This is a genomic window from Streptomyces sp. NPDC008313 (genome assembly GCF_042956125.1).
Lineage (GTDB): Bacteria > Actinomycetota > Actinomycetes > Streptomycetales > Streptomycetaceae > Streptomyces.
This window is the reverse complement of record NZ_JBIBFR010000014.1, coordinates 17,139-39,472: the sequence shown is the minus strand read 5'-3', so window position 1 is coordinate 39,472 and position 22,334 is coordinate 17,139. Positions and strand designations below refer to the sequence as shown.

Below are 22,334 nucleotides of genomic sequence, written 5' to 3'. Positions count from 1 at the left end.
TGCGGCGGTTGTACGGGGGGTGCGCGGACGCGCCCCGCTCAGTCGTTGGCGACGACGGCGTACCGCGGCTCGTTCTCGGCCATCTGCCGCAGCGCGTCCTTGCGCTCGCGCTTGGAGAGCCGGTCGATGTACAGGTAGCCGTACAGGTGGTCCGTCTCGTGCTGGAGGCAGCGCGCGAAGTAGCCGGTGCCGCGCACCTTGACGGGGTTGCCCTTCTCGTCCTGCCCGGTCACCTCGGCGTAGTCGGGGCGGGCCAGCGACGCGTAGGCGGTCGGCACCGAGAGGCAGCCCTCGTTGCTGTCGTCCAGGCTGCGCGCCTCGGCGGGCAGATCGACGAGGACCGGGTTGCAGACCACGCCGACGTGCCGCTTGCCCTCGTCGTCCTGGCAGTCGTACACGAAGACCTTGAGGTCGACGCCGATCTGGTTGGCGGCCAGGCCCACGCCCTCGGCGGTGCGCTGGCTGGCGAACATGTCGGCGACGAGAGCGGCCAGCTCGTCACCGAACTCCGTGACGTCCCGGCACTCCTTGTGCAGCACCGGGTTACCGACGACCGTGATCGGGCGGGACGTGCCGCGCTCGCGGTAGGCCGTCTCGCGCTCCTCGCACTCCTCGGTGTCGATGACGAAGCCCTCGTCGTCCACGGGGAGCACGCCCCCGTGCTGCTGATCGGTGTCCTGCTGCGCCATGACCGACGTACGCCTTCCTGCAACCTTGGAAAAATCTGCGAGTACAGCCTAAGGGGGCCGGAGGACGGCCAGGGTCTTTCGCCTGATCCGGACGAGAGGCCCTAGCAGACCTCTTCGAGATCGCGCCAGTCCCGCGAGTCCGGGCTGTCCGCGACCCAGCCGTCGAGCAGGCCGCGCACCAGTGACGCCGGCGCCGCCAGACCGCACTCGCGCTCGGGCACCCACAGCTGTCCGTCGGTGCGGTGGCCCAGCGGACCCGGGTGGCCCGGCTCACTGTGGTCGTGCGGGTCGAGGTGCTCCCCGTCCCCCTCGTCGGAGGGCATCCGGGACTCCGAGCACGTCCGGCACAGCAGCCGTACGGACGACGACCAGTCCTCGGCGGCGAAGCCCGCGTCGGCGGCGAGCTGCTCCAGAGCGTCCCGGTCGTCCTCGGTCGCGGCCTCCAGGAGGACGACCCAGGTGGGCACCGGCGACGGCGCCCACAGCTCGATCTCGTCGAACACCGGGAACGCGTGCCCGGCGGACGTGGTCCGCTCGCCGTGCGGGACGCCGTCGTGCAGGACGACCTCTCCCCAGCGGCGCCCGGAGGACGGCAGCGGGATGGACAGGACCTCCATCCGGGCCGGGTCGAGCCTGCGCCCCCACACGACCTCGGCCTCGCCCTCGGGCGACAGCCGGACGGCCGCGCTGCCCAGCTCCATGCCGACGGGCTCACCGGAGACGGCGGCTCCGCCGGGCACCCGCAGCCCGTACGCCTGCCACGCGCGGCGGGCCAGCGACCAGTCCTGCAGGGCGGTGGCGGCGATGCCGACGTTCCACCAGTCGGGAGCGCCGGCCTCCCGGTCGAGCAGCGCGACGGCCCTCAGTCCGGCGGCGCGCGCCTGCTCCCAGTCGTGCCGGAACTTGTGCAGCAGGGCGAGGTTGAACCAGGACTCCGAGAGCCACGGCTCCAGGTCCGCGGCACGGGTGAGCAGTGCTCCCGCGTCCTCGTACCGGCCGTCGCCGATCAGCGTGAACGCCCGGTCGGTGGCCTGCCGCCATGAGGCGGAGGGCCGGTGCCGCCCCTTGCCGAAGATCCTCACGATTCCCGCCTGCCAGTTCCGTGCGATTCCCGCCTGCTGGTCCGTTGTACCCGGTGCGGCGTCCGGGGCCTTGCCGCCCGCCCTGATCCGGACGCCTGCCCCAGGCCTGCTCGTGCCCCCGAACATCCTCTTCCTCGCATCCAACCACGTACCGTCGGACGGGCGCTCATTACCCATGGGTTACCCAGCCGCGGGGAAGTCAGACCGCCCGCGCGCCGTCCGGGGACCACTCCCGGCCGAGCCGCTCGCGCGGTGTCCCTCCCGTTCTGACGAGGACCCTGGCCAGCGATTCCACCACCTCGGGCTGGTACTCGCGGGCGGTGTCCAGACGCAGTCTCTCCAGAGCCGTCAGCGGCCCCCCGGGTCCCGCTTCCCTGACCATCTCCTCGTACGCGTTCACCACCCGCACGATCCGCGCCGTGACCGGCTGCTCCGGGTAGGGGTCGGCCTGCCGCTCGACGACGACGGCGACCTCGGCGTCCACGCCGGTCTGACGGACGACGGCGCCCCCGAGGAGGGCGATGCGCCGCTGCTCGTCGGCGGGGAGCGCGGCGGTCGCCCCGGCGGGCACCGGGTCGACGAGGCTCAGCTGGCCGATGTCGTGCATCAGCGCCGCGTACTCCAGCACGGTCAGCTCCGGTTCGGCGAGGCCCAGTTCACGGCCCACGGCCCGGCTGAGCGCGGCCACCCGGCGGGCGTGTCCGGCGGGCGTGCAGCCCGCGATCTCGGTCGCCCGGGCCAGCGAGGCGATGGTCTGCCGGTAGGTGGCCCGCACGGCCGCGTACCGCCGCAGCGACAGCTGGGTGAGCAGCAGCGGCAGCGCGAGCACGGGCAGCGCCCACAGCCCGGCCACGGCGACCGCGAGCGACATCACCACGCCGGTCGCGCACACCGCCGATCCGACGCCGGGGGTCGCCCGCAACTGGTCGCGCAGCAGCGGCCCGAAGGGCCAGCCCGTACGGGAGTGCGCCATGACGGCCGCGAGCACCGCGTCGCACAGCGTGGTGAGCACCAGCAGCGCGACCAGCAGCAGGGCGTGCGCGGAGCCGTCCCATCCGTGCAGCCGTCCCTGCTGGTACAGCGGCTGGAAGCAGACGGCGGCGAAGCCGACGGTCAGCACCCGCCGGGTGAGGTGGTCGGGCGTGGAGCCCCTGCCCCGGGCCACGTGCGGCACGCAGCCGACGAGGGCCGCCGCGAGGACCACGGCGACGACCTGGAGCGGGCTCTGGTGGGCGGCCCGCCCGGCGTTCTCCCCGAGCAGGGCGTACGCGAGCGCCCCGGCGGCACCCAGCGGGGCCGATTCGCGCTCCTCGGTGCCGCTCCACCGGGCGAGCTCACCGGCCGCGACGAGGACGCCGAAGGCGAGGGCGGTGCCCCGGTCGTCGACCCCGTGCCAGAGGGTGGCCGCGAGGGCCGCCGCGCCGAGCAGGGCCGCGCTCGCGTGGGCGAGCGGGGCGAGGGCGGCCCGGCCCGCGAGGACACCGGGCGGGCGGGCCGGGCCGGCCGCCCCGGCCGGCGGCGTCATGCCCCGGCCTCCGCGCGCACCGGCAGGGGCCGGGACGGGGCGGCGTTCCCGCCGGAGTCGTCGGCGGTGACCGCCGGGTGCCAGCCGTGCCGGCCGAGCGCCCGGACGAGAGCGGTCACCATCAGCGGGTCGAACTGCGCCCCGGCGCACCGCTCCAGCTCCTCCAGCGCGGCGCCGACCGGCCGGGCCCGGCTGTAGGACCTGGTCGACGTCATCGCGTCGAAGGCGTCGGCGACCGCGACGACGCGCGCGAACTCGGGGATCTGCCGGCCCGTCAGCCCGTACGGGTAGCCGCTGCCGTCGATGCGCTCGTGGTGGTGCAGGATCGCCGAGCGCGCCTCCTCCAGGAACCCGATGCCGCGCACCATCTCGTGCCCGTACTCGGGGTGCAGTTCGATGATCCGCCGTTCCTCGGGGGTGAGCGGACCGTCCTTGCGCAGCAGCCGGGTCGGGACGCCGAGCTTGCCGACGTCGTGCAGGATCCCCGCGAACCGCAGGACCTCGACCCGCTCGTCGTCCATGCCGAGCTCCCGGGCGATCAGCACGGACGCCTGGCCGACCCGCTCGCTGTGCCCGCGCGTGTAGCCGTCCTTGATGTCGACGGCCTGCACCAGCGCCCGGATGGTCGCCTGGTGGGCGCCACGCTCCCGGTGGTACTGCGCGAACACCCATCCGGAGACGTACATCGGCAGCAGGACGAGCAGCGCGGCGACCGGCCCGTACGGGCTGCGCCACAGCACCGCCATCATCAGCCCGGCCAGTCCGTGCACGGCGACCGGGGCGAGGGAGCGCGGGAAGCGCCCGCGCCAGGCGCCGCGCGGCGGCACCCGCTCGGCGGCCACCAGGATTCCGCCGTCCAGCACGGTCAGGACCAGGCAGAACGCCAGCACCGCGGCGCCGGCGGGCACCAGCGCGTACGGGAAGCCGGGGGCCACGACGGTCTCGCGGCCGCCTAGTGCCCGGTGCACCCCGGACGCCGCCGCGACCGCGACGGCGAGCTGGGCGGCGCGCCAGACCCGGCGCAGCCGGCGCGGCCGGCGGGTCACCCGGGCGAGCAGCGCCCCCGGCAGCGCGACGAGCGCGGCGGCCGGGGGCGGCAGCAGGAAGGCCCCGGCGAGCAGCACGGGGAAGAAGGTGCCCATGGCGCCGGAGGTCCGGCGGCCGAGGAGGCGGAGCGGGGTCGCGCCGCCGGGGCCCAGCCGTGAGCGGGGGACGGTGATCTGCTCGCAGCAGGCGTACAGCCCGGCGAGCGGGAGGACGGCGGGCCAGTCGACGCGGACGGCAGGCAGCGCCGCCAGGCAGGCCAGGGCGCCGAGGACGACACAGGCCACGTAGACGCGGGCCCACGCCGGAATCGTCCCCATCTCGTCCCCCTCCTGGTTCAAGCTCCGGAGCCTAGGCCGGGAGGGGAGGCGGGGGCGTGCCAATGGGTGAATCCGCAGGCCTACGACCCACGGATTACCACGTTCGAGTGATGACCGGGCAGTGGAGGGAGACCGGCACTCCGGCCGTCACCGGCGAGCGGCCGGACTCCGCCGGCGGTCCGGCGCTGCTCCTGCCCGCGGGCGGAGGTGTCGCGCGGGCCGGGGCGTCGTGCGGGCGGAGGTGTCGTGCGGCGGGGTCAGGACTCCTGCGGCGTGCCGGTCACGTCGTGCTCGGGCACCGCCTGTCCGGAACGGATCAGGTCGATGCGGCCCATGACCTTGGCCCGCAGGTCGGTGGGGACGTCGTCGTGACCGCAGCACCGCTTGACCAGCTTCTTCACGGCCTGCTCGAGTCCGTACTTCTCGAGGCACGGGGAGCACTCCTCGAAGTGCACCTCGAACTTCGTGCAGTCCGAGTCCGGCATCTCGTGGTCGAGGAACTCGTAGAGATGGTCGAGAACCTCACTGCAATCCGTCTCGTGCGGCTCTCCGCAGCTCATGAGCCCGAGCCTTTCGCTTCGTTCGACTCCCCGGCGCCGGCCGGGACCAGCCCGCGGTCGCGCGCGTAGTCCTCGAGCATGCCGCGCAGCTGGCGACGGCCCCGGTGCAGCCGGGACATCACCGTACCGATGGGTGTCCCCATGATGTCCGCGATCTCCTTGTACGCAAAGCCCTCGACGTCCGCGAGATAGACCGCGATACGGAATTCCTCGGGGATCGCCTGCAGTGCCGACTTGACGTCCGAGTCGGGCAGGTGGTCGAGCGCCTGCGCCTCGGCGGAACGCAGACCGGTCGACATGTGCGACTCGGCGCGCGCCAGCTGCCAGTCCTCGATCTCCTCGGCCGCGCTGCGCTGGGGCTCGCGCTGCTTCTTGCGGTACGAGTTGATGAACGTGTTCGTCAGGATGCGGTACAGCCAGGCCTTGAGGTTGGTGCCCTCACGGAACTGGTGGAAGGACGCGTACGCCTTCGCGTACGTCTCCTGCACCAGGTCCTCGGCGTCCGCGGGGTTGCGCGTCATGCGCAGCGCCGCCGAGTACATCTGGTCGAGGAACTCCAGCGCGTCCCGCTCGAAGCGCGCGCTGCGCTCGGCCGTCGACTCCGTGCTGCCGCCCCGGCCCTCGGGCTGCTCCGCCTGGCCGTGTTCGGTCCCTGCGTCGGTCCCAGTGACCGGACCCACCTCCTCCAACGACGTCGCGGAACCGAGACCGGTCCCACCTGAATCGGAGGATAGACGACCTTGGGTGGAGGAGTGAGGTCGATTCGGTCCGCCCTGCGCCCTGACAGGGGCGTTCTTGGCCGCGGGCAGCACCGACCAGTCCAGGTCAGCGGCGCTGCGACGGCTCGGGCAAAGGGTCGAACCCATGCGGCGGACTTCCTCTCCTACGAAGGTTCAGCACGACAGGTGCTGTCTGCTCCGCACAACAGTGGTCCCCGATCCCGCATTCCCGGGCGTCACCCGAGTGACGAGGTCCACTTCAGGACGCCGTCCGTGACCGTCCTCAGGGCCTCGTCCTGGCCGAGCGGGGCGCGCTTCGGGACCGTGAGGCCGTGATCGCCGTACGGCACCTCGACGAGTTCGTACGGGCCCTCGGGGAACTCCCGCGGCCTCCCGAAGGGGTCGTTGCCGCCCTGCACGACGAGCGTGGGGACCCCGGCGCCGAGGAGTTCGGCGGCCCGGGACCTCTCGGGCCGGCCCGGCGGGTGCAGCGGGAAGCTGAGCGCGAGGACGGCCGCGGCGCCCAGTTCCGTCGCGGTGCGGCAGGCGACGCGGGCACCGGCGCTGCGGCCGCCCGCGATCACGGGGAGCCCCGGCCGGACGAGCGCCGGCCACAGACCGCGCCAGCCCGTGTCGAGGGTCTTCGGGGCAGGGGCGACCTTCTTGCCGGCCACCCGCCAGGGCTGCTCCACGAGGGCGACGGTCACCCCGTGCGCGGGCAGGGCCGCGGCGAGGGCCTGGAGGTCGTGCGCCCCGATGCCGCCCCCGGCGCCGTGGCTCACGGCGAGGACGAGCCGCGCGTCCCCGGCCCGGTGCCAGGTGACGCGGGCGGTCCCGGCGTCGGTCCCTACGGTCTCGGCCGCCCCGGCGGCCCCGGCCCTCGCAGCCGCCCCGGCCTTCTCCGTGTCGCGCGTCGTGTCGTCCGTCACGTCAGAAGAGTGTGCCCTCTTCGGGGCCGTCCAGCTCCTTCAGCAGCTCCGGGCCATTGTTGCGGACGTTGCTGACGGCCGTGGAGACCGGGAAGGCGCGCATCAGTCCGGCGGGCGGCGGGGTGAGCAGTTCACGCAGGCCGTCGGGGTCCGTGCGGGAGGGGTCCAGCCAGGCGTCCCAGCGGTCCGGGGTGAGCATCAGGGGCATCCGGGGGTGGATGTCGGCCAGCGCCCGCGGTCCCCCGGCCGGGGCCACGGCCAGCGGCGAGGTCTCCGCCTCCGTCGTGATCACGGAGCACGTCGCCCACCAGGCGCGCGGGTGGTCGTCGGGCAGCGTGCGGTCCCGCCAGAACTCGTACAGCCCGGCCATCGCGAAGACGGAGCCGTCGGCGGGCGTCACGAAGTACGGCTGCTTGCGGGGGCGCTTCTTCCTGCCCTCCACCTCCAGTTCGCGCTCGGCGGTGCCGGTGACCCACTCGTAGTAGCCGTCCGCCGGGATGACGCAGCGCCGGGAGGTGAAGGCCCGCCGGTACGAGGGCTTCTCGTGGACGGTCTCCGCGCGGGCGTTGATCATCCGGGCGCCGCCCTCGGGGTTCTTGGCCCAGGACGGGACCAGTCCCCACCTGAGGATGCGCAGCTGGCGAACCGGCCGCGGGTCCTCGGCGTCCTTGAGGGGGCGGTCGAGAACCGCGTAGACCTCCTTGGTCGGGGCCACGTTGTAGTCCGGTGCCAGCGCCTCCTCCGGCTCCCACCTCTCGACTTCGAAGACTCCCGCGAGATCCCCGGGCCCACGACTCGACGCATACCGTCCGCACATACGTGCCAGACTGCCAGGCCCACCCGTCGCCCGGCCACCACTTTCGGACACGGCGCGCGCGCCGGACACCCCACGACCGCGACCTGAGGGAGCCCCCACCGACCATGGACAGCACCGCGTTCACCTCGCTCGGCGATCTCTGGGACGAGGTCTTCGGCAGTCAGCCGGACCCGGACACCTGGGTGGTCATAGCCACCCTGGTCGCCGCGCTGGCGGCGGTCCTGCCACAGGGCGTCTGGCGGGTCGCCCGCAACGCCGTCACCATCGCGCACGAGGGCGGCCACGGGCTGGTGGCGCTCCTCACGGGGCGCAGCCTCAGCGGCATCCGGCTGCACTCCGACACCAGTGGTCTCACCGTCAGCCGCGGGAAGCCGACCGGGCTCGGCATGATCCTCACCGCGGCCTCGGGCTACACCGCTCCCCCGCTGCTGGGCCTCGGCGGGGCCGCGCTGCTGGCCGCGGGACACATCACCGCGCTGCTGTGGCTGGCCACGGCGCTGCTGCTGGTCATGCTCGTGATGATCCGCAACGCCTACGGGGCGCTCACCGTCGTCCTCACCGGCGGCACCTTCCTGCTGGTCTCGTGGCTCGCCGGCCCCCAGGTGCAGGCGGCGTTCGCCTACGCGGTGGTCTGGTTCCTCCTCCTGGGCGGTGTCCGCCCGCCGTTCGAACTCCAGGCCAAGCGCGCCCGCGGCGCCGCGGGCGACTCCGACGCGGACCAGCTCGCCCGGCTGACGAACGTCCCGGCCGGCCTGTGGCTGTTCCTCTTCCACGCGGTCTCGCTCTGCTCCCTGGTGGGCGGGGGCCGCTGGCTCCTGGGGCTCTGAACCGCGCGCCCCCTCACGCGGCGGAGGCGGGTTCCGCTCGTATTCCGCCACTTCTGATCAAGATCTCCGCCCATCGTCAGCCACTAAAGTGGTGCGCATGACCGTTAATCCCGCTCACGCCCCTCTCTGGCCCGCCCCGCACGCGAGCGCGGCCGTCGACGCGCGGGTCCACGTGCCCGGGTCGAAGTCGGTCACCAACCGCGCCCTGGTGCTGGCCGCGCTGGCCTCCGAGCCCGGCTGGCTGCGCCGTCCGCTGCGTTCCCGGGACACGCTGCTCATGGCCGGCGCCCTGCGCGCGATGGGGGTCGGCATCGAGGAGACGGTGTCGTCCAGCTCCGCCGCCGCCCCCGGCTCGGACGCCTCCGGCGAGGCGTGGCGGGTCATCCCTTCGGGCCTGCACGGCCCGGCCACGGTGGACGTCGGCAACGCCGGCACGGTGATGCGCTTCCTGCCTCCGGTCGCCGCGCTCGCCGACGGCCCCATCCGCTTCGACGGCGACCCCCGCTCGTACGAGCGCCCGTTGAACGGTGTGATCGACGCGCTGCGCGTCCTCGGCGCCCGCATCGACGACGACAGCCGGGGCGCGCTGCCGCTGACCGTGCACGGCGGCGGCGCCCTGGAGGGCGGCCCCGTCGAGATCGACGCGTCCTCGTCCTCGCAGTTCGTCTCGGCGCTCCTGCTGTCCGGGCACCGCTTCAACCAGGGCGTGGAGGTGCGTCACACCGGCTCGTCGCTGCCGTCCATGCCGCACATCCGGATGACCGTCGACATGCTGCGCGCGGTCGGCGCCCAGGTCGACACCCCCGAGTCGGGCGGCGAGCCGAACGTCTGGCGCGTCACCCCGGGTGCCCTCCTCGGCCGCGACCTCACCGTCGAGCCGGACCTGTCCAACGCCCAGCCGTTCCTGGCGGCGGCCCTGGTGACCGGCGGCCGGGTCGTCGTCCCCGACTGGCCCGAGCGGACCACCCAGCCGGGCGACAGGCTGCGCGAGATCTTCACCGAGATGGGTGGTTCCTGCGAACTGACCGACGGCGGCCTGGAGTTCTCCGGCACCGGCGCGATCCACGGCATCGACGTGGACCTGAGCGAGGTCGGCGAGCTGACCCCAGGCATCGCGGCGGTCGCCGCCCTCGCCGACTCCCCCTCGACCCTGAGGGGCGTCGCCCACCTCCGGCTGCACGAGACGGACCGGCTCGCCGCGCTCACCAAGGAGATCAACGAACTCGGCGGCGACGTCACCGAGACCGCCGACGGACTGCACATCCGCCCGCGCCCGCTGCACGGCGGCACCTTCCACACGTACGACGACCACCGCATGGCGACCGCGGGTGCCGTCATCGGCCTGCTGGTCGAGGGCGTGCGCATCGAGAACGTGGCGACGACGGCGAAGACCCTGCCGGACTTCCCCGAACTGTGGGCCGGAATGCTCGGGAACTGACGGGCGGACACGGATCATGCGCCGCTACGGCAAGCACACCGACGAGGACGACATCCGCTCCCGTCCCAACCGCAAGGGCAACCGGCCGCGGACGAACATCCGGCCGAAGCACGAGGACGCCGCGGAGGGCATGGTCCTCACCGTCGACCGGGGCCGGCTGACCTGCCTCGTCGAGGACCGGCTCGTGCTGGCCATGAAGGCCCGCGAACTCGGCCGCAAGGCCGCTGTGGTGGGCGACCAGGTGGCCCTGGTCGGCGACCTGACCGGCAAGAAGGACACCCTCGCCCGGATCGTCCGCATCGGGACCCGCACCTCGGTCCTGCGGCGCACGGCCGACGACGACGATCCCTACGAGCGGGTGGTCGTGGCCAACGCCGACCAGCTGGCGATCGTCACCGCCCTGGCCGACCCGGAGCCGCGCCCCCGGCTGATCGACCGCTGCCTGGTCGCCGCGTACGACGGCGGCCTCGACCCGCTGCTGGTGCTGACCAAGTCGGACCTGGCGCCGCCCGACGAACTCCTGGAGCTGTACGGAGCCCTGGGCGTCCCCTACGTCGTCACCAGCCGGGCGGAGCTGGAGAGCGGCGCCGCGGTGGACCGGGTGCGCGAGCAGCTGGACGGCAAGATCACGGCGTTCGTCGGGCACTCGGGGGTCGGCAAGACGACCCTCGTCAACGCCCTGGTGTCACGGGAGCGGCGGCGCAGCACCGGCGTCGTCAACGCCGTCACGGGCCGCGGCCGGCACACGACCACGTCGGCGCGGGCGATCCCGCTGCCGGACATGGGCGGCGGATGGGTGATCGACACACCGGGCGTACGGTCCTTCGGCCTGCACCACGTCGATCCGTCCCGCGTCATCCACGCCTTCCCCGACCTGGAGCCCGGCACCGAGGGCTGCCCTCGCGCGTGCAGCCACGACGAGCCGGACTGCGCCCTGGACGAGTGGGTGGAGAAGGGCCACGCCGACCCGGCCCGGCTCTACTCCCTGCGCAGGCTGCTCTCCACCCGGGAGCGCACGGAGGGCGACTGACGGCCCGTCGGCGGAGTACGGGGAGCGGCCGAGCGGGGGCGGTCCGCGGTCCGTCGGCCGGAAGTCGATGACCTCCGCGTTGTTTGGGTGATCCGCGGGCCGGTAAATGCATACTCGGCACACTCGGGCAGGCCGGATCCGAGCCGGGCGAACCAGTCACGGAACGTGGGGACACGGGAGGACAGCACATGGCGTGGCTGCTGGTCGTTGTGGCGGGGATACTGGAGACCGGCTTCGCCGTCTGTCTGAAACTGTCCCACGGGTTCACCCGGCTGTGGCCCACGGTGGCTTTCTGCACCTTCGCACTGGGCAGTTTCGGTCTGCTCACACTGTCGCTGCGCAAGCTCGACGTCGGCCCCGCCTACGCGGTGTGGACCGGCATCGGCGCGGCGGGCACGGCGGTCTACGGGATGATCTTCCTGGGTGACCTGGTCTCGACGCTCAAGATCGTGTCGATCACCTTCGTGATCGTCGGAGTGATCGGCCTCCAGCTGTCCGGCTCGGCCCACTGACCCTCACCGCGGGACCCGCCCGTCGAGCGCGCCGAGGGCGCCGCGCACCAGGTCCGCGACGCCGCCGCGCTCCGGGGGCGCGGCCACGCAGGACAGGGCGAGGCGCACGACGAGTTCGCAGGAGCGGGCGAGTTCGCGGGCTCCGGATCGGGGAGCGCCGTGCGTGGCCGGAGCGCCGTGGGTGACGGACGCGCCGTGCGCGGTGAGGGCGGCGACGGCGCGGTCCCGGACCAGCGCCACGAGGTCGGCGGGCGAGGGAAGCGCCGCGTCGGCCCGGCGCTGCGCGGGCACCGCGGACGACGACCGCACCGCGGAGAGCGTCGGCGCGGGCAGCCGCCGGCTCCAGCAGCCGGTGAGCAGGGCCCGCACCAGAGGGTTGGCGCGCGCCGCCGAGACCGTCCACTCGGCGGTCGCGACGAGCCGCTCCCAGGGGTCGGCGTGCGAGGCCAGCGCGCGTTCCGCCCCGGCCAGGTAGGCGTCGGCCTCCCGGCGGACGAGGGCGCGGGCGATCCCCTCCTTGCTCCCGAACTCGTTGTAGAGCGTCTGGCGGGACACTCCGGCCAGGGCGGCGACGTCCACCATCCGGACCGCGGACCACGGCCGACGGGCGAGCGCCGCGTAGGCGGCGTCCAGTAAGACCTCCCGCGCTGCGGGCATCATCGCCTCCCCGGGGCCGACCGGCAGGCCCTAGCGACTCCGACACCACAGATTTGACGCGTACACGGACCCTGTCAAGGGTGCCCGACGCGGGAAGGCGCGCTCTCGCGGACCGTACGGCGAGAGGCCGGTCCGCGAGATGACCGCCCGGCCGTATGGTTGCGGCCCGAGTGGGCCGGATACGGTTTCGTCATGCCCGACTATCTCGATGACCTGCGCCTCGCCCATGTTCTGGCGGATGCCGCCGACGCCGCCACGATGGACCGCTTCAAGGCGCTCGACCTCAAGGTCGAGACCAAGCCGGACATGACGCCGGTGAGCGAGGCGGACAAGGCCTCGGAGGAGCTGATCCGCGGCCAGCTCCAGCGGGCGCGCCCACGGGACGCCGTGCTCGGTGAGGAGTACGGCATCGAGGGCACCGGCCCGCGCCGCTGGGTGATCGACCCGATCGACGGAACCAAGAACTACGTACGCGGAGTACCCGTCTGGGCGACACTGATCTCCCTGATGGAAGCGGGCGAGAGCGGCTTCGAGCCGGTCGTCGGCGTGGTCTCGGCGCCGGCGCTCAGCCGCCGCTGGTGGGCCGCGAAGGGCCACGGCGCCTTCACGGGGCGCAGCCTGTCGTCCGCGTCCCGGCTGCGGGTGTCGGGGGTGTCGCGGATGGCGGACGCCTCGTTCGCGTACTCCTCGCTGACCGGCTGGGAGGACCAGGGCCGCCTGGACGGCTTCCTGGACCTCACGAAGGCGGTCTGGCGCACGCGCGGGTACGGCGACTTCTGGCCGTACATGATGGTCGCGGAGGGGTCCGTCGACATCTGCGCCGAACCCGAGCTCTCGCTCTGGGACATGGCGGCGAACGCGATCATCGTGACCGAGGCGGGCGGCTCCTTCACCGGCCTCGACGGACGTCCGGGCCCCCACAGCGGCAACGCCGCCGCGTCGAACGGCACCCTCCACGACGAACTCCTGGGCTATCTGAACCAGCGGTACTGAGCGGGCGGCCGCCCGCCTGTCGGCCCGGGCGGAGTCGCTCCCGGACGGCAGCGGGCCGGGCGGGGCCGTGGCCGGACGGTGCAGGGGCCAGGGCTGGGACCGGGCGGCGCCACGTCCGGGCCGGGCGCGGGGTGAGGCCGGCCGGTGGCGGGGCGAGCCGGGCGCGGGGCGAGGTCGGCTGATGGGTGGCGGGCCCGCAGCCGTGCGCCCCGAATTCACCGCGCACGCCCCCTTGTTGACCGTCCCTTTGCCTGCGACTCTGAGAGCCCCCACTTGTGAACTTGTGAATCGCTTCTCCTGGCGCTTCACCAAGGAGGTGGCTTCCGCCCATGCTCGTCCGCGACGCCATGAGTACGGTGGTCCTCACCATCGGCCCGACACACACCCTCCGACAGGCGGCCCGGCTGATGTCGGCGCGCCACGTCGGCGCCGCCGTCGTCCTCGACGAGGACTCCTGCGGCCTGGGAATCCTCACCGAACGCGACATCCTCAACTCCCTGGCCCACGGCCAGAATCCCGACACCGAGACAGCCGGCACCCACACCACCACCGACGTGGTCTTCGCCGGCCCTACCTGGACCCTGGAGGAGGCGGCGGCAGCCATGTCGCACGGCGGCTTCCGCCATCTGATCGTGCTCGAACACAACGGCCCCGTCGGAGTCGTCTCGGTCCGCGACATCATCCGCTGCTGGGCTCCGGCCCGGCGCGCCGAGGCCTCCCTGGCGAGCTGACCGCGCGACGGGGCCGCCCGGCACCGGGCGGCCCCGCGAACGGCGAGCGGGCCGGACCCCCGTGAGGGGATCCGGCCCGCGGCCCACGACAAGCGATCCAGTACCGGTCAGCCGCGCAGGGCCTGGACCGCGGCCTCCAGCCGCTTGCCGAAGTCACCGTCCGCCTGGCGGAAGTTGTTGATCGCACGCTCGGCGATGTCGTCACGGGAGACACCGGAGAGGGCGCCCGCGAGGTTGTCGACGAGACGCTGCTTCTCGTCCTCGGACATCAGCCGGTAGAGGTTGCCGGCCTGCACGAAGTCGTTGTCCTCGGCGTGCACCGGAGCCGGGGAGTCACCCGTGACGCCCGTGACCGGGACGGGCTGCCACAGCGGCCGGTCCGTCTGGAAGGGGCCGCCGAAGCTGTTCGGCTCGTAGTTCTTCGCACCCTTGTGGCGGCCGTCGTACATGTAGCCGTCACGGTAGTTGGTGCGCGCTTCGGTCGCGTGCGGGCGGTTGACCGGCAGCAGGTCGGCGTTGATGCCGACCCGGTAGCGGTGGGCGTCCGCGTAGGCGAAGAGGCGGCCCTGGAGCATCTTGTCCGGAGACGGGCCGATGCCGGGCACGAAGGCCGCGGGGCTGAAGGCCGACTGCTCGACCTCGGCGAAGATGTTCTCCGGGTTGCGGTTGAGCTCCATCGCGCCGATCTCGATGACCGGGTAGTCCGCGTGCGGCCACACCTTGGTCAGGTCGAACGGGTTGAAGCGGTAGCCGGCCGCCTCGGCCGCCGGCATGATCTGCACGCCGACCGTCCAGGACGGGAACTCGCCCCGCTCGATCGACTCGCGCAGGTCCCGCTGGTGCGAGTCGGGGTCCTTGCCCGCGAGGACCTCCGCCTCCTCGGCGGTCAGGCACTTGATGCCCTGGTCGGTCTTGAAGTGGTACTTGACCCAGAAGACCTCGCCGGCCTCGTTGTTCCACTGGTAGGTGTGGGAGCCGAAGCCGTCCATGTGCCGGTACGAGGCGGGGATGCCGCGGTCGCCGAAGAGCCAGGTCACCTGGTGCGTGGACTCCGGGCTCAGACCCCAGAAGTCGAAGACGTTGTCCGCCTCCTGGGAACCGGTGTACGGGTCGCGCTTCTGGGTGTGGATGAAGTCCGGGAACTTGATGGCGTCCTTGATGAAGAACACCGGGGTGTTGTTGCCGACGAGGTCGTAGTTCCCCTCCTCCGTGTAGAACTTCAGCGCGAAGCCGCGCGGGTCACGCACCGCGTCCGCCGCGCCGAGGTTGCCCGCGACCGTGGAGAACCGGGCGAAGACCTCGGTCTCCTTGCCGACCTCGGAGAGGAACGCCGCACGCGTCCACCGGGACACGTCACGCGTCAGCCGGAAGGTGCCGTACGCACCGGCGCCCCGTGCGTGCACGATCCGCTCCGGGATGCGCTCGCGGTTGAAGCGGGCCAGCTTCTCGAGCAGCAGCTGGTCCTGGACGAGGACGGGGCCGCCCGCGCCCGCGGTCTCGCTGTTCTGGTTGTCGGCCACCGGCGCGCCGGCCTCCGTCGTAAGCGGTCCCTGCGTCACGTGCGCCTCCTGCGTATACCTGTCCGGCGGGTCCTCTTGTACGACTCGATCCTACGATAGACTTTGTCTAAGTCAAGCAGGCATCCAAAGTCACACCTGTTCGGAAACTGGTCCCTTTGCTGTTAAGGTGGTCCTATGAGTGACCTTTTGGAACGGCTGCGCGGACGAGGCTGGCGCATGACGGCGCAGCGACGTGTCGTGGCCGAGGTGCTCGACGGTGACCACGTGCACCTGACGGCGGACGAGGTGCACGCCCGCGCTGTCGTGAAGCTCCCGGAGATCTCCCGCGCCACGGTGTACAACACGCTGGGCGAGCTGGTGTCCCTGGGCGAGGTGCTGGAAGTCGCCACGGACAAGCGCGCCAAGCGGTACGACCCGAACGCGCACCGCCCGCACCACCACCTGGTCTGCGCCCACTGCGGCGCGATCCGCGACGTGCACCCGAGCGGCAACCCGCTCGCCGACCTGCCCGACTCGGAGCGCTTCGGCTTCACCGTGTCCGACGTCGAGGTGACCTACCGGGGCGTCTGCCCGAACTGCGCGACGGCCTGACCGCCCGGCCGACCCGCCCGCCCGCTCTCCGAAGTCCCGGCACCCGACGGTGCCGGGACTTTCGCGTGGGCGCCTGCCGACGGTGCCCGCGCGCACGACGGGACCCCGGACACACCGAAGGCCCGGAACCAGTGGTTCCGGGCCTTCGGTCTTCAGTAGCGGGGACAGGATTTGAACCTGCGACCTCTGGGTTATGAGCCCAGCGAGCTACCGAGCTGCTCCACCCCGCGTCGATGAATGCAACAGTACGTCAACCGTGTGGACCAGCGCAAATTCATCGAAGAGGCCGCTCGGACGGCGGGGCGAAGGGCGCACCTGCCCGCCGTTCAGGCGCACTGGCCCGCTCAGGCGGACAGTTCCTGCCGCAGCGCGTCGCGGAGCCGTGCCGCCCGCTCGGACACCTCGGCCGGACCGAGCGTCACCGCGCGGTCGGCCCACCGCTGGCCCTCCGCCAGCTCCCCGCGTCGCGCGTAGACCAGCGCCAGCCGGAGGGCCGCCCGCCCGTGGCCCGCGTCGGCCGCCCGGGCCCACCACATCGCGGCCTCCGGCTCACTCCCCTCCCTGGCCAGCAGCAGCCCGAGGTTGAACGCCCCGTTGCGGGAGCCCGCCTCCGCCGCCTCGCGGTACCAGCGCGCGGCCTCGACGACGTCTCCCCGTGCCGCGGCGAGCATGCCGACCCGCACCTGGGCGCGCCGGTGCCCCTGGGAAGCGGCCCGCTCGTACCACTCCTCGCACTCGGACTTCTCGTGCGCGGGCTCGCCGAGCTCGTGCTCCGGGGCGGGCGGGCGCCGCGCGTCCAGCACGGCCGCGAGCCGGTAGGCCGCCTCCGCGCTGCCGCCGCCCGCCGCGGACCGCAGATGACGCTCGGCCGCGCGCTCGTCGCCGTCGCGCAGCCGCGCGATGGCGACCTGCAGCGCCGCCTCGGTGTGCCCGGCCGCCGCCGCCCGCTCGTACCACCGCAGCGCGATCGCCTCGGCGTCGTCGGTGCCGCGCCCCGAGTACAGGATGCCGAGGTTGAACGCGGCGTCCACGCTGCCCGCCTCCGCGGCCTTGGAGAACCACGGCTCCGCCCCCGCCGCGTCGCCGACCTGGAGCAGCAGGATGGCGAGCGCGTTCGCCGCCTCCCGGTGCCCGGCGTACGCGGCGCGCCGGTACCACTGCTCGGCCTGGGTGGTGCGGCCCTGCTCGGCGCAGAGCAGCCCCAGGTTGTACGCGCCGTTGACGTCGCCCGCGTCCATGGCGGCGCGGTACCACCGCTCGGCGGTCTGGGTCTCGCCCCGCTCGGCGTGCAGCGCGCCCAGCGCGTTCGCGGCGTTGCCGTCGCCGTCCTGGGCGGCCCGCAGCCACCAGACGGCGGCGCTCTCGGTGTCGCCCGCGTCGCGCAGCAGGAAGCCGAGCGCGCACGCGGCCCGGGCCTCGCCGTCCTTGGCGGCCGTCAGATACCAGCGTCCGGCCTCCTTGAGCTCGCCCCGCTTCTCCAGGAGCGCGCCGAGATGCAGTGCGGCCCGCCGGTGCCCGCGCGCGGCGGCCTGGCGATACCACTGCTCTGCCTCGCCACCCTTGCCGGCGGCCGGGCCGGCACCGGCATCGGTGCCGGCACCGCTGTCGCCCCGGCGCGCGGCGGGGACCCGGCCGGGAACCGTACGCGCACCCGTGCCGGAAGCCGTACGCGCGGCGGCCTGCTCCGCTCCCCAGGCCGGGGACGGCGGTCCGGCGTCCCCGGCGCTCTCCGCCTCCCGGGCGCCCCCGGCGTTCCCTCTCCGGTCGAGCGCCCGGGCCAGCCGGTACGCGGCCTCGCGGTGACCGTGTTCGGCGGCGGTGCGCATCCAGGCCGGGGCCCCCGCGTCGCCCCGGTGCTCCAGGAGGTCCGCGAGCGCGTAGGCGCCGAGGGCGTGGCCCTGCTCGGCGGACTGGCGCAGCCAGTACTCGGCGGCCGGCTCGTCGCCACGCTCGCGGTGGTGGCGCCCGAGCGCGTGCGCGGCGGCCGCGGACCCGGCCACGGCGGCGATCCGCCACCAGCCGGCGGCCTCCTCCGCGTATCCGCGCTGGTGCAGGAGGACACCCAGGTTGTTGGCGGCCGCCCGGTCACCGGCGGCGGTGGCGGCACGCAACTGCGGCTCGGCCCCGTCGAGATCACCGCGGCGCAGGAGCATGGCTCCGAGGACGCTCATCGCCTCGACGTCGCCGGCTTCGGCGGCGAGCCGCTGACGAGCCTCCTCGACAGCCTCGCCGGCCTCGTCCCGGTCGGGAGGCTGCACAAAACGCCCTGTATCCAACAGAGTTGCCTTGTCCCCCATAACGTCCATCGTCGCACCACCTGCAACCTGGGTACACCTGGTATACCGCAGCCATTGAGGTCACTACAGCGTTTTGTCGACATGCCCACAGAGAGACAAGTCAAACACAGATACTCCAACTCCCTTCGCATCACGCGGTCTTCGCGCGCGTCGTGATCACCTACCCATATCCGTGCCTGTCCACATCCGGACATGACGAAGGCCCGAATCCCTGAGGATTCGGGCCTTCGTCTTCAGTAGCGGGGACAGGATTTGAACCTGCGACCTCTGGGTTATGAGCCCAGCGAGCTACCGAGCTGCTCCACCCCGCGCCGTTGTGTTGCAACCGTACCACGGCGCGGGGGGCGCTCCTGATCAGCCGCTGTCGCCGCTCCCGTCACTCTTGTCGGAGTCCTTGGCGGAGTCCTTGGCAGCCTGTGAGGTGCCGCCGTCCTTGTCTCCCGCCTTGTCCGTGCTCTTGTCGCCGTTCTTGCCGCTGTCGCCGGCGCTGCCGGCCTTGGCCTGGGCGTCCGCGGCACGCTGCAGCGCGTCCTCGAGGTCCTTCTGCGCCTTGCCGTACGCGTCCCAGTCCTGCTTCTTCAGGGCGTCCTGACCGGCGTCGAATGCCTTCTGGGCGTCGTCGAGCGCGGCCTCGACCGTCGGGTTGCCCTTGGCCGGCGGTTTCGTGGTGTCCTCGTCGGACGGCGGTTTCGTCGAGCCCTCCGCTCCGAACACCTTGTTGAGCGCCTCGTCGAGCGTGTCCTCGAAGGCGGTGTTGCCTCCGTAGGTCACCAGCACCTTCCGCAGCAGCGGGTACTTGAGCCCACCACCGCGTACGTAGACAGGCTCCACGTAGAGCAGGCCTCCGTCGAGCGGCACCGTCAGCAGGTTGCCGTACTCGACGTCCGAGTCGCCGCCTCTCAGCAGCCTGATCGACTCGGCGATGTCCTGTTCGGAGTTGAACTGGCTCTGGACCTGTTTGGGCCCGTCGACGGTTCTGCTCGTCGGCAGTTTCAGGACTCTGATCTTGCCGTAGTCGTCGGTGCCCGCCTCCGCGTTGACCGACATGAAGGCGCTCAGGTTGTCCCGGCCGTTCGGCGTGAACGTCGTCGTCAGCGAGAACGCCTGCGCCTGCTGGTCCGGCATCCGCATGCTCAGGTAGTACGGCGGAACGGCGTTGCCCGTCTTGTTGGTCGGGTCGTCCGGGACCTGCCACACCTCGCTGCCGCTGAGGAACGTCTGCGCGTCCTTCACGTGGTAGCGGGTCAGCAGTTCGCGCTGGACCTTGAACAGGTCCTGCGGGTACCTGAGGTGGTCCATCAGCGACTGCGGGATGTCGCCGCGCGACTTCACCGTGCCGGGGAAGGCCTTCTCCCAGGTCTTCAGGACCGGGTCCTTGGTGTCCCACTCGTACAGCGTGACCTTGCCGGTGTACGCGTCGACGGTCGCCTTCACCGAATTGCGGATGTAGTTGACCTGGTTCTGCTGGGCCACCACCGCCCGCTGGTTGTTGGCGGCGGTCAGCGAGTCGGCCGTCGTGTCACCGAGCGTGGTGCGCGAGGCGTACGGATATCCGTTGGTCGTGGTGTAGGCGTCGACGATCCACTGGATCCGGCCGTCGACCACGGCAGGATAGGCGTCGCCGTCGATGGTCAGCCACGGCGCCACCGCCTCCACACGGTCCTTGGGCGTCCGGTTGTAGAGGATCCGGGAACCGTCGCCGATCGCGCCCGAGTAAAGGATCTGGGGCTCACTGAAGGCCACCGCGTACGCGGCCCGGTTGACCGGGTTGGAGAGACTGACCCCGCTGTCGCCCTTGTAGCTGGTGGTCTTCTCGCCCTTGTTGTCGGAGTAGTCGATCTCCTTCTGGGGACCGCCGACGATCGAGTACTGCTTGGTGCCCTCGCCGTAGTAGATCCGCTGCTCGTAGTCGCCGAGGTTGCCCTTGGACGGCAGGTCGGACTCGGTGAAAACCGGGCGGCCGTCGGAGTCGGCGGTCGTGCCCTTGGCCGCGACCGCGCCGAAACCGTGGGTGTAGCGGAAGTGGTCGTTGATCCAGTTGTTCTTCGGGATGCCCTTGAGATCCAGCTCACGCAGACCGATGACCGTGTCCTGGTCCGTGCCGTTCTTCGTGTACCGGTCGACGTCCAGGTTGGCGGGGAAGGCGTAGTAGTCCTTCATCTCCTGGATCTGCTCGAACGTCGGCGAGACGATGTTCGGGTCCAGCAGGCGGATGCTCGCCGTGCCGTTGGCGTCCTCACGCAGCTTCGCCGTGTCCTTGGTGTCGCTCTTGCCCGGGTACTCCGTGACGTCGGCACCGTCGATGCCGTAGGCCTCGCGCGTCGCCTTCAGGTTCTTCTCGACGTACGGCGCTTCCTTGGCCTGCTCGTTCGGCTGCACCTGGAACTTCTGGACGATCGCGGGGTACAGGCCGCCGATGAGGATGGCGGAGAGCACCATCAGGCCGAAGCCGATGACCGGCAGCTGCCAGGTGCGCCGCCACAGGGTGGCGAAGAACAGCAGGGCGCAGATGACGGCGATGCAGAACAGGATCGTCTTGGCGGGCAGATACGCGTTGGCGTCCACGTACCGAAGGCCCGTCCAGTTGCCGGTCGCCTTGAAGTCGCTGGACTTCACCGCGAGCCCGTACCGGTCGAGCCAGTAGGCGACCGCCTTCAGCGCGACGAAGACGCCCAGCAGTACGGAGAGGTGCCCGGTGGCCGCGGCCGTGGCACGCGCCCCGGGGCTGGTGATCCGCAGGCCGCCGTACAGGTAGTGCGTAAGCGCGGCGGCGATCAGCGACAGCACCGTGGCCGCGAAGCCGAAGCCCAGCAGGAAGCGGTACCAGGGCAGCTCGAAGGCGTAGAAGGAGACGTCGAGGTGGAACTGCGGGTCCTTCTGGTGGAACGGCACGCCGTTCACCCACATCAGCCACGTACGCCACTGGCCCGACGCGGAGGCGCCGGCGATCAGCCCGACCAGGGCGGTGATGCCGAGGAGCAGCCACTTCTTGTAGGGCGCGACGCCCATCCGGTACCGGTCGAGGTTCTGCTGCTCCATCGACATGGCGCTCAGGGGCGGGCGCAGTCTGTGGGCCAGCCAGATGTTGACGCCGACCGCGGCCGCCATCAGCAGACCGAAGACGAAGAAGAGCCCGATCTTGGTCCACAGGGTGGTGGTGAAGACCGACGAGTACTCGACCGACCGGTACCAGAGCCAGTCCGTCCAGAACCCGGCGAACATGACGAACGCCATGGCCAGCACGGCCAGCACGCCCAGGGTCATGAGCAGCGTGCGGACACGCCGGGACGGTCGGCCCACTCTGATCCGTGGCCCCGTCGGGCCTCCGCCGCGGTCCGGCATCTGGAAAGCCAAGGTGCGCACCTCGAAGTCGCTGTTGATTCGTCAGGCCCCCGTGATCGGGAGCCCACACCTATGCAACTTACTCACGCTTTACTCGGTTCCCGCTTCCGGGTACTAACGAGGCAGGATTGTGACCATGTCCAACACTCCCATGGCAGCGAACCCCCTCACCCGGGCCGTGCTCGAGATCGACGAGTACACCTCCGGCCTCGGCTGGGACCAGCCCGCTCGCCTCTTCGCCCTCGTAGACACCGCGCGACTGCGGGCCCAGGAGCCCGGTCTCGCGGCCCAGCTCGGCCTGCAGGACGAGCAGGAGACCAGCGGTCTCACCCCCATCGAGCAGGACGAGATCCCGGCGGGCAAACCGCTGGACGAGTTCCTCGGCACCATCGCCTGGCCGGACGCGGTCGTCGGCTGCGCGCTCACCGTGGAGCGGCTGATGCTCCCGCCGTCCGCGGAGGCCTCCGTTCCGGAAGGCCTCGGCGAGAAGAAGCTGGCGCGGTGGGTCGCCGAGCACCCCGACCGTCAGGAGGTGCGGATGACGGTCGGTGTGCTGCGCGACGGAACCCGTGACTCCGCGCTGCGGCTGCGCGAGAAGGACGCGGCGACCGAGGTGCTCACCGGATCGGACCTGGTGCCGGGTCTCGCGGAGGCGCTGTCGGCGACGTTCGCCGAGTAGCGCCGCGGACCGGCGCGGCCTGTGCTCCCCGG

20 protein-coding genes and 2 tRNA genes are annotated in these 22,334 nt (G+C 72.2%); 8 read left to right on the top strand and 14 right to left on the bottom strand.

The window, feature by feature from the left end:
- Positions 1-38 precede the first annotated feature (38 nt).
- From def to ACFY93_RS19950, 8 genes are all read right to left on the bottom strand, one after another.
- Positions 39-689: a peptide deformylase gene (gene def, locus ACFY93_RS19985; RefSeq protein ID WP_391360613.1), complete on the bottom strand. Its 651-nt coding sequence runs from the start codon at positions 687-689 to the stop codon at positions 39-41.
- Positions 690-790: 101 nt separating this feature from the next.
- Positions 791-1,771 carry a tetratricopeptide repeat protein gene (locus ACFY93_RS19980; protein WP_391360611.1) on the bottom strand — a complete coding sequence of 327 codons (981 nt, stop codon included), beginning with the start codon at positions 1,769-1,771 and terminating at the stop codon, positions 791-793.
- 199 nt (positions 1,772-1,970) lie between these two features.
- Positions 1,971-3,296, bottom strand: coding sequence for an HD domain-containing protein (locus tag ACFY93_RS19975; RefSeq protein WP_391360608.1), 1,326 nt, complete (start codon positions 3,294-3,296; stop codon positions 1,971-1,973).
- Positions 3,293-4,660, bottom strand: coding sequence for an HD domain-containing phosphohydrolase (locus tag ACFY93_RS19970; protein WP_391361065.1), 1,368 nt, complete (start codon positions 4,658-4,660; stop codon positions 3,293-3,295). The genes ACFY93_RS19975 and ACFY93_RS19970 overlap by 4 nt, the downstream gene beginning before the upstream one ends.
- Positions 4,661-4,917: 257 nt before the next feature.
- Positions 4,918-5,220 carry a mycothiol system anti-sigma-R factor gene (rsrA, locus tag ACFY93_RS19965; protein WP_391360605.1) on the bottom strand — a complete coding sequence of 101 codons (303 nt, stop codon included), beginning with the start codon at positions 5,218-5,220 and terminating at the stop codon, positions 4,918-4,920.
- Positions 5,217-5,900, bottom strand: a complete 684-nt coding sequence (gene sigR, locus ACFY93_RS19960; RefSeq protein WP_391360603.1) for an RNA polymerase sigma factor SigR — start codon at positions 5,898-5,900, stop codon at positions 5,217-5,219. Before sigR ends, rsrA begins: the two co-directional genes overlap by 4 nt.
- A 275-nt stretch (positions 5,901-6,175) precedes the next feature.
- On the bottom strand, positions 6,176-6,868 hold the full coding sequence (locus ACFY93_RS19955; RefSeq protein ID WP_391360601.1) for an alpha/beta family hydrolase: 693 nt from the start codon (positions 6,866-6,868) through the stop codon (positions 6,176-6,178).
- Position 6,869: 1 nt separating this feature from the next.
- Entirely contained in the window at positions 6,870-7,685 is an 816-nt protein-coding gene (locus ACFY93_RS19950) for an SOS response-associated peptidase family protein (RefSeq protein WP_391360598.1), read from the bottom strand.
- A 104-nt stretch (positions 7,686-7,789) separates the two neighbouring features.
- Here ACFY93_RS19950 and ACFY93_RS19945 point away from each other — a divergent pair, with 104 nt between their 5' ends.
- The 4 genes from ACFY93_RS19945 to ACFY93_RS19930 all read left to right on the top strand — a co-directional run bounded on the left by ACFY93_RS19945 (position 7,790) and on the right by ACFY93_RS19930 (position 11,492).
- Positions 7,790-8,512: a M50 family metallopeptidase gene (locus ACFY93_RS19945; RefSeq protein WP_391360596.1), complete on the top strand. Its 723-nt coding sequence runs from the start codon at positions 7,790-7,792 to the stop codon at positions 8,510-8,512.
- A 97-nt stretch (positions 8,513-8,609) separates the two neighbouring features.
- A complete protein-coding gene (gene aroA / locus ACFY93_RS19940) occupies positions 8,610-9,950 on the top strand; it encodes a 3-phosphoshikimate 1-carboxyvinyltransferase (RefSeq protein ID WP_391360593.1) in 1,341 nt (446 codons plus the stop codon).
- A 16-nt stretch (positions 9,951-9,966) separates the two neighbouring features.
- Entirely contained in the window at positions 9,967-10,980 is a 1,014-nt protein-coding gene (gene rsgA, locus ACFY93_RS19935) for a ribosome small subunit-dependent GTPase A (protein WP_391360591.1), read from the top strand.
- Between the two features lie 188 nt (positions 10,981-11,168).
- The gene (locus tag ACFY93_RS19930) at positions 11,169-11,492 is read left to right on the top strand and encodes an SMR family transporter (RefSeq protein ID WP_391360589.1); all 324 of its coding nucleotides are present in this window, start codon (positions 11,169-11,171) and stop codon (positions 11,490-11,492) included.
- 3 nt (positions 11,493-11,495) lie between these two features.
- Here the strand turns inward: ACFY93_RS19930 and ACFY93_RS19925 are convergent, their stop codons facing one another.
- Positions 11,496-12,152 carry a TetR family transcriptional regulator gene (locus tag ACFY93_RS19925; protein WP_391360586.1) on the bottom strand — a complete coding sequence of 219 codons (657 nt, stop codon included), beginning with the start codon at positions 12,150-12,152 and terminating at the stop codon, positions 11,496-11,498.
- 189 nt (positions 12,153-12,341) lie between these two features.
- On the opposite strand from ACFY93_RS19925, the gene hisN reads away from it, so the two are divergent.
- Positions 12,342-13,142 carry a histidinol-phosphatase gene (hisN, locus tag ACFY93_RS19920; protein ID WP_391360583.1) on the top strand — a complete coding sequence of 267 codons (801 nt, stop codon included), beginning with the start codon at positions 12,342-12,344 and terminating at the stop codon, positions 13,140-13,142.
- Between the two features lie 329 nt (positions 13,143-13,471).
- Positions 13,472-13,873, top strand: a complete 402-nt coding sequence (locus ACFY93_RS19915) for a CBS domain-containing protein (RefSeq protein ID WP_391360581.1) — start codon at positions 13,472-13,474, stop codon at positions 13,871-13,873.
- A 107-nt stretch (positions 13,874-13,980) separates the two neighbouring features.
- On the opposite strand, the gene ACFY93_RS19910 is transcribed toward ACFY93_RS19915, so the two are convergent.
- Positions 13,981-15,432, bottom strand: coding sequence for a catalase (locus tag ACFY93_RS19910; RefSeq protein ID WP_391360579.1), 1,452 nt, complete (start codon positions 15,430-15,432; stop codon positions 13,981-13,983).
- Positions 15,433-15,567: 135 nt separating this feature from the next.
- On the opposite strand from ACFY93_RS19910, the gene ACFY93_RS19905 reads away from it, so the two are divergent.
- Entirely contained in the window at positions 15,568-15,984 is a 417-nt protein-coding gene (locus ACFY93_RS19905) for a transcriptional repressor (RefSeq protein ID WP_391360577.1), read from the top strand.
- Between the two features lie 156 nt (positions 15,985-16,140).
- On the opposite strand, the gene ACFY93_RS19900 is transcribed toward ACFY93_RS19905, so the two are convergent.
- The 4 genes from ACFY93_RS19900 to ACFY93_RS19885 all read right to left on the bottom strand — a co-directional run bounded on the left by ACFY93_RS19900 (position 16,141) and on the right by ACFY93_RS19885 (position 21,623).
- A tRNA-Met gene (locus ACFY93_RS19900) sits at positions 16,141-16,214 on the bottom strand.
- A 114-nt stretch (positions 16,215-16,328) separates the two neighbouring features.
- The gene (locus tag ACFY93_RS19895; RefSeq protein WP_391360574.1) at positions 16,329-18,290 is read right to left on the bottom strand and encodes a sel1 repeat family protein; all 1,962 of its coding nucleotides are present in this window, start codon (positions 18,288-18,290) and stop codon (positions 16,329-16,331) included.
- Between the two features lie 228 nt (positions 18,291-18,518).
- Positions 18,519-18,592: transfer RNA gene (locus ACFY93_RS19890), tRNA-Met, on the bottom strand.
- 43 nt (positions 18,593-18,635) lie between these two features.
- Positions 18,636-21,623 (bottom strand): UPF0182 family protein, encoded by a 2,988-nt coding sequence (locus ACFY93_RS19885; protein ID WP_391361063.1) that lies wholly within the window; start codon positions 21,621-21,623, stop codon positions 18,636-18,638.
- Positions 21,624-21,759: 136 nt separating this feature from the next.
- Here ACFY93_RS19885 and ACFY93_RS19880 point away from each other — a divergent pair, with 136 nt between their 5' ends.
- Entirely contained in the window at positions 21,760-22,302 is a 543-nt protein-coding gene (locus ACFY93_RS19880) for a PPA1309 family protein (protein ID WP_391360571.1), read from the top strand.
- Positions 22,303-22,334: the final 32 nt, after the last annotated feature.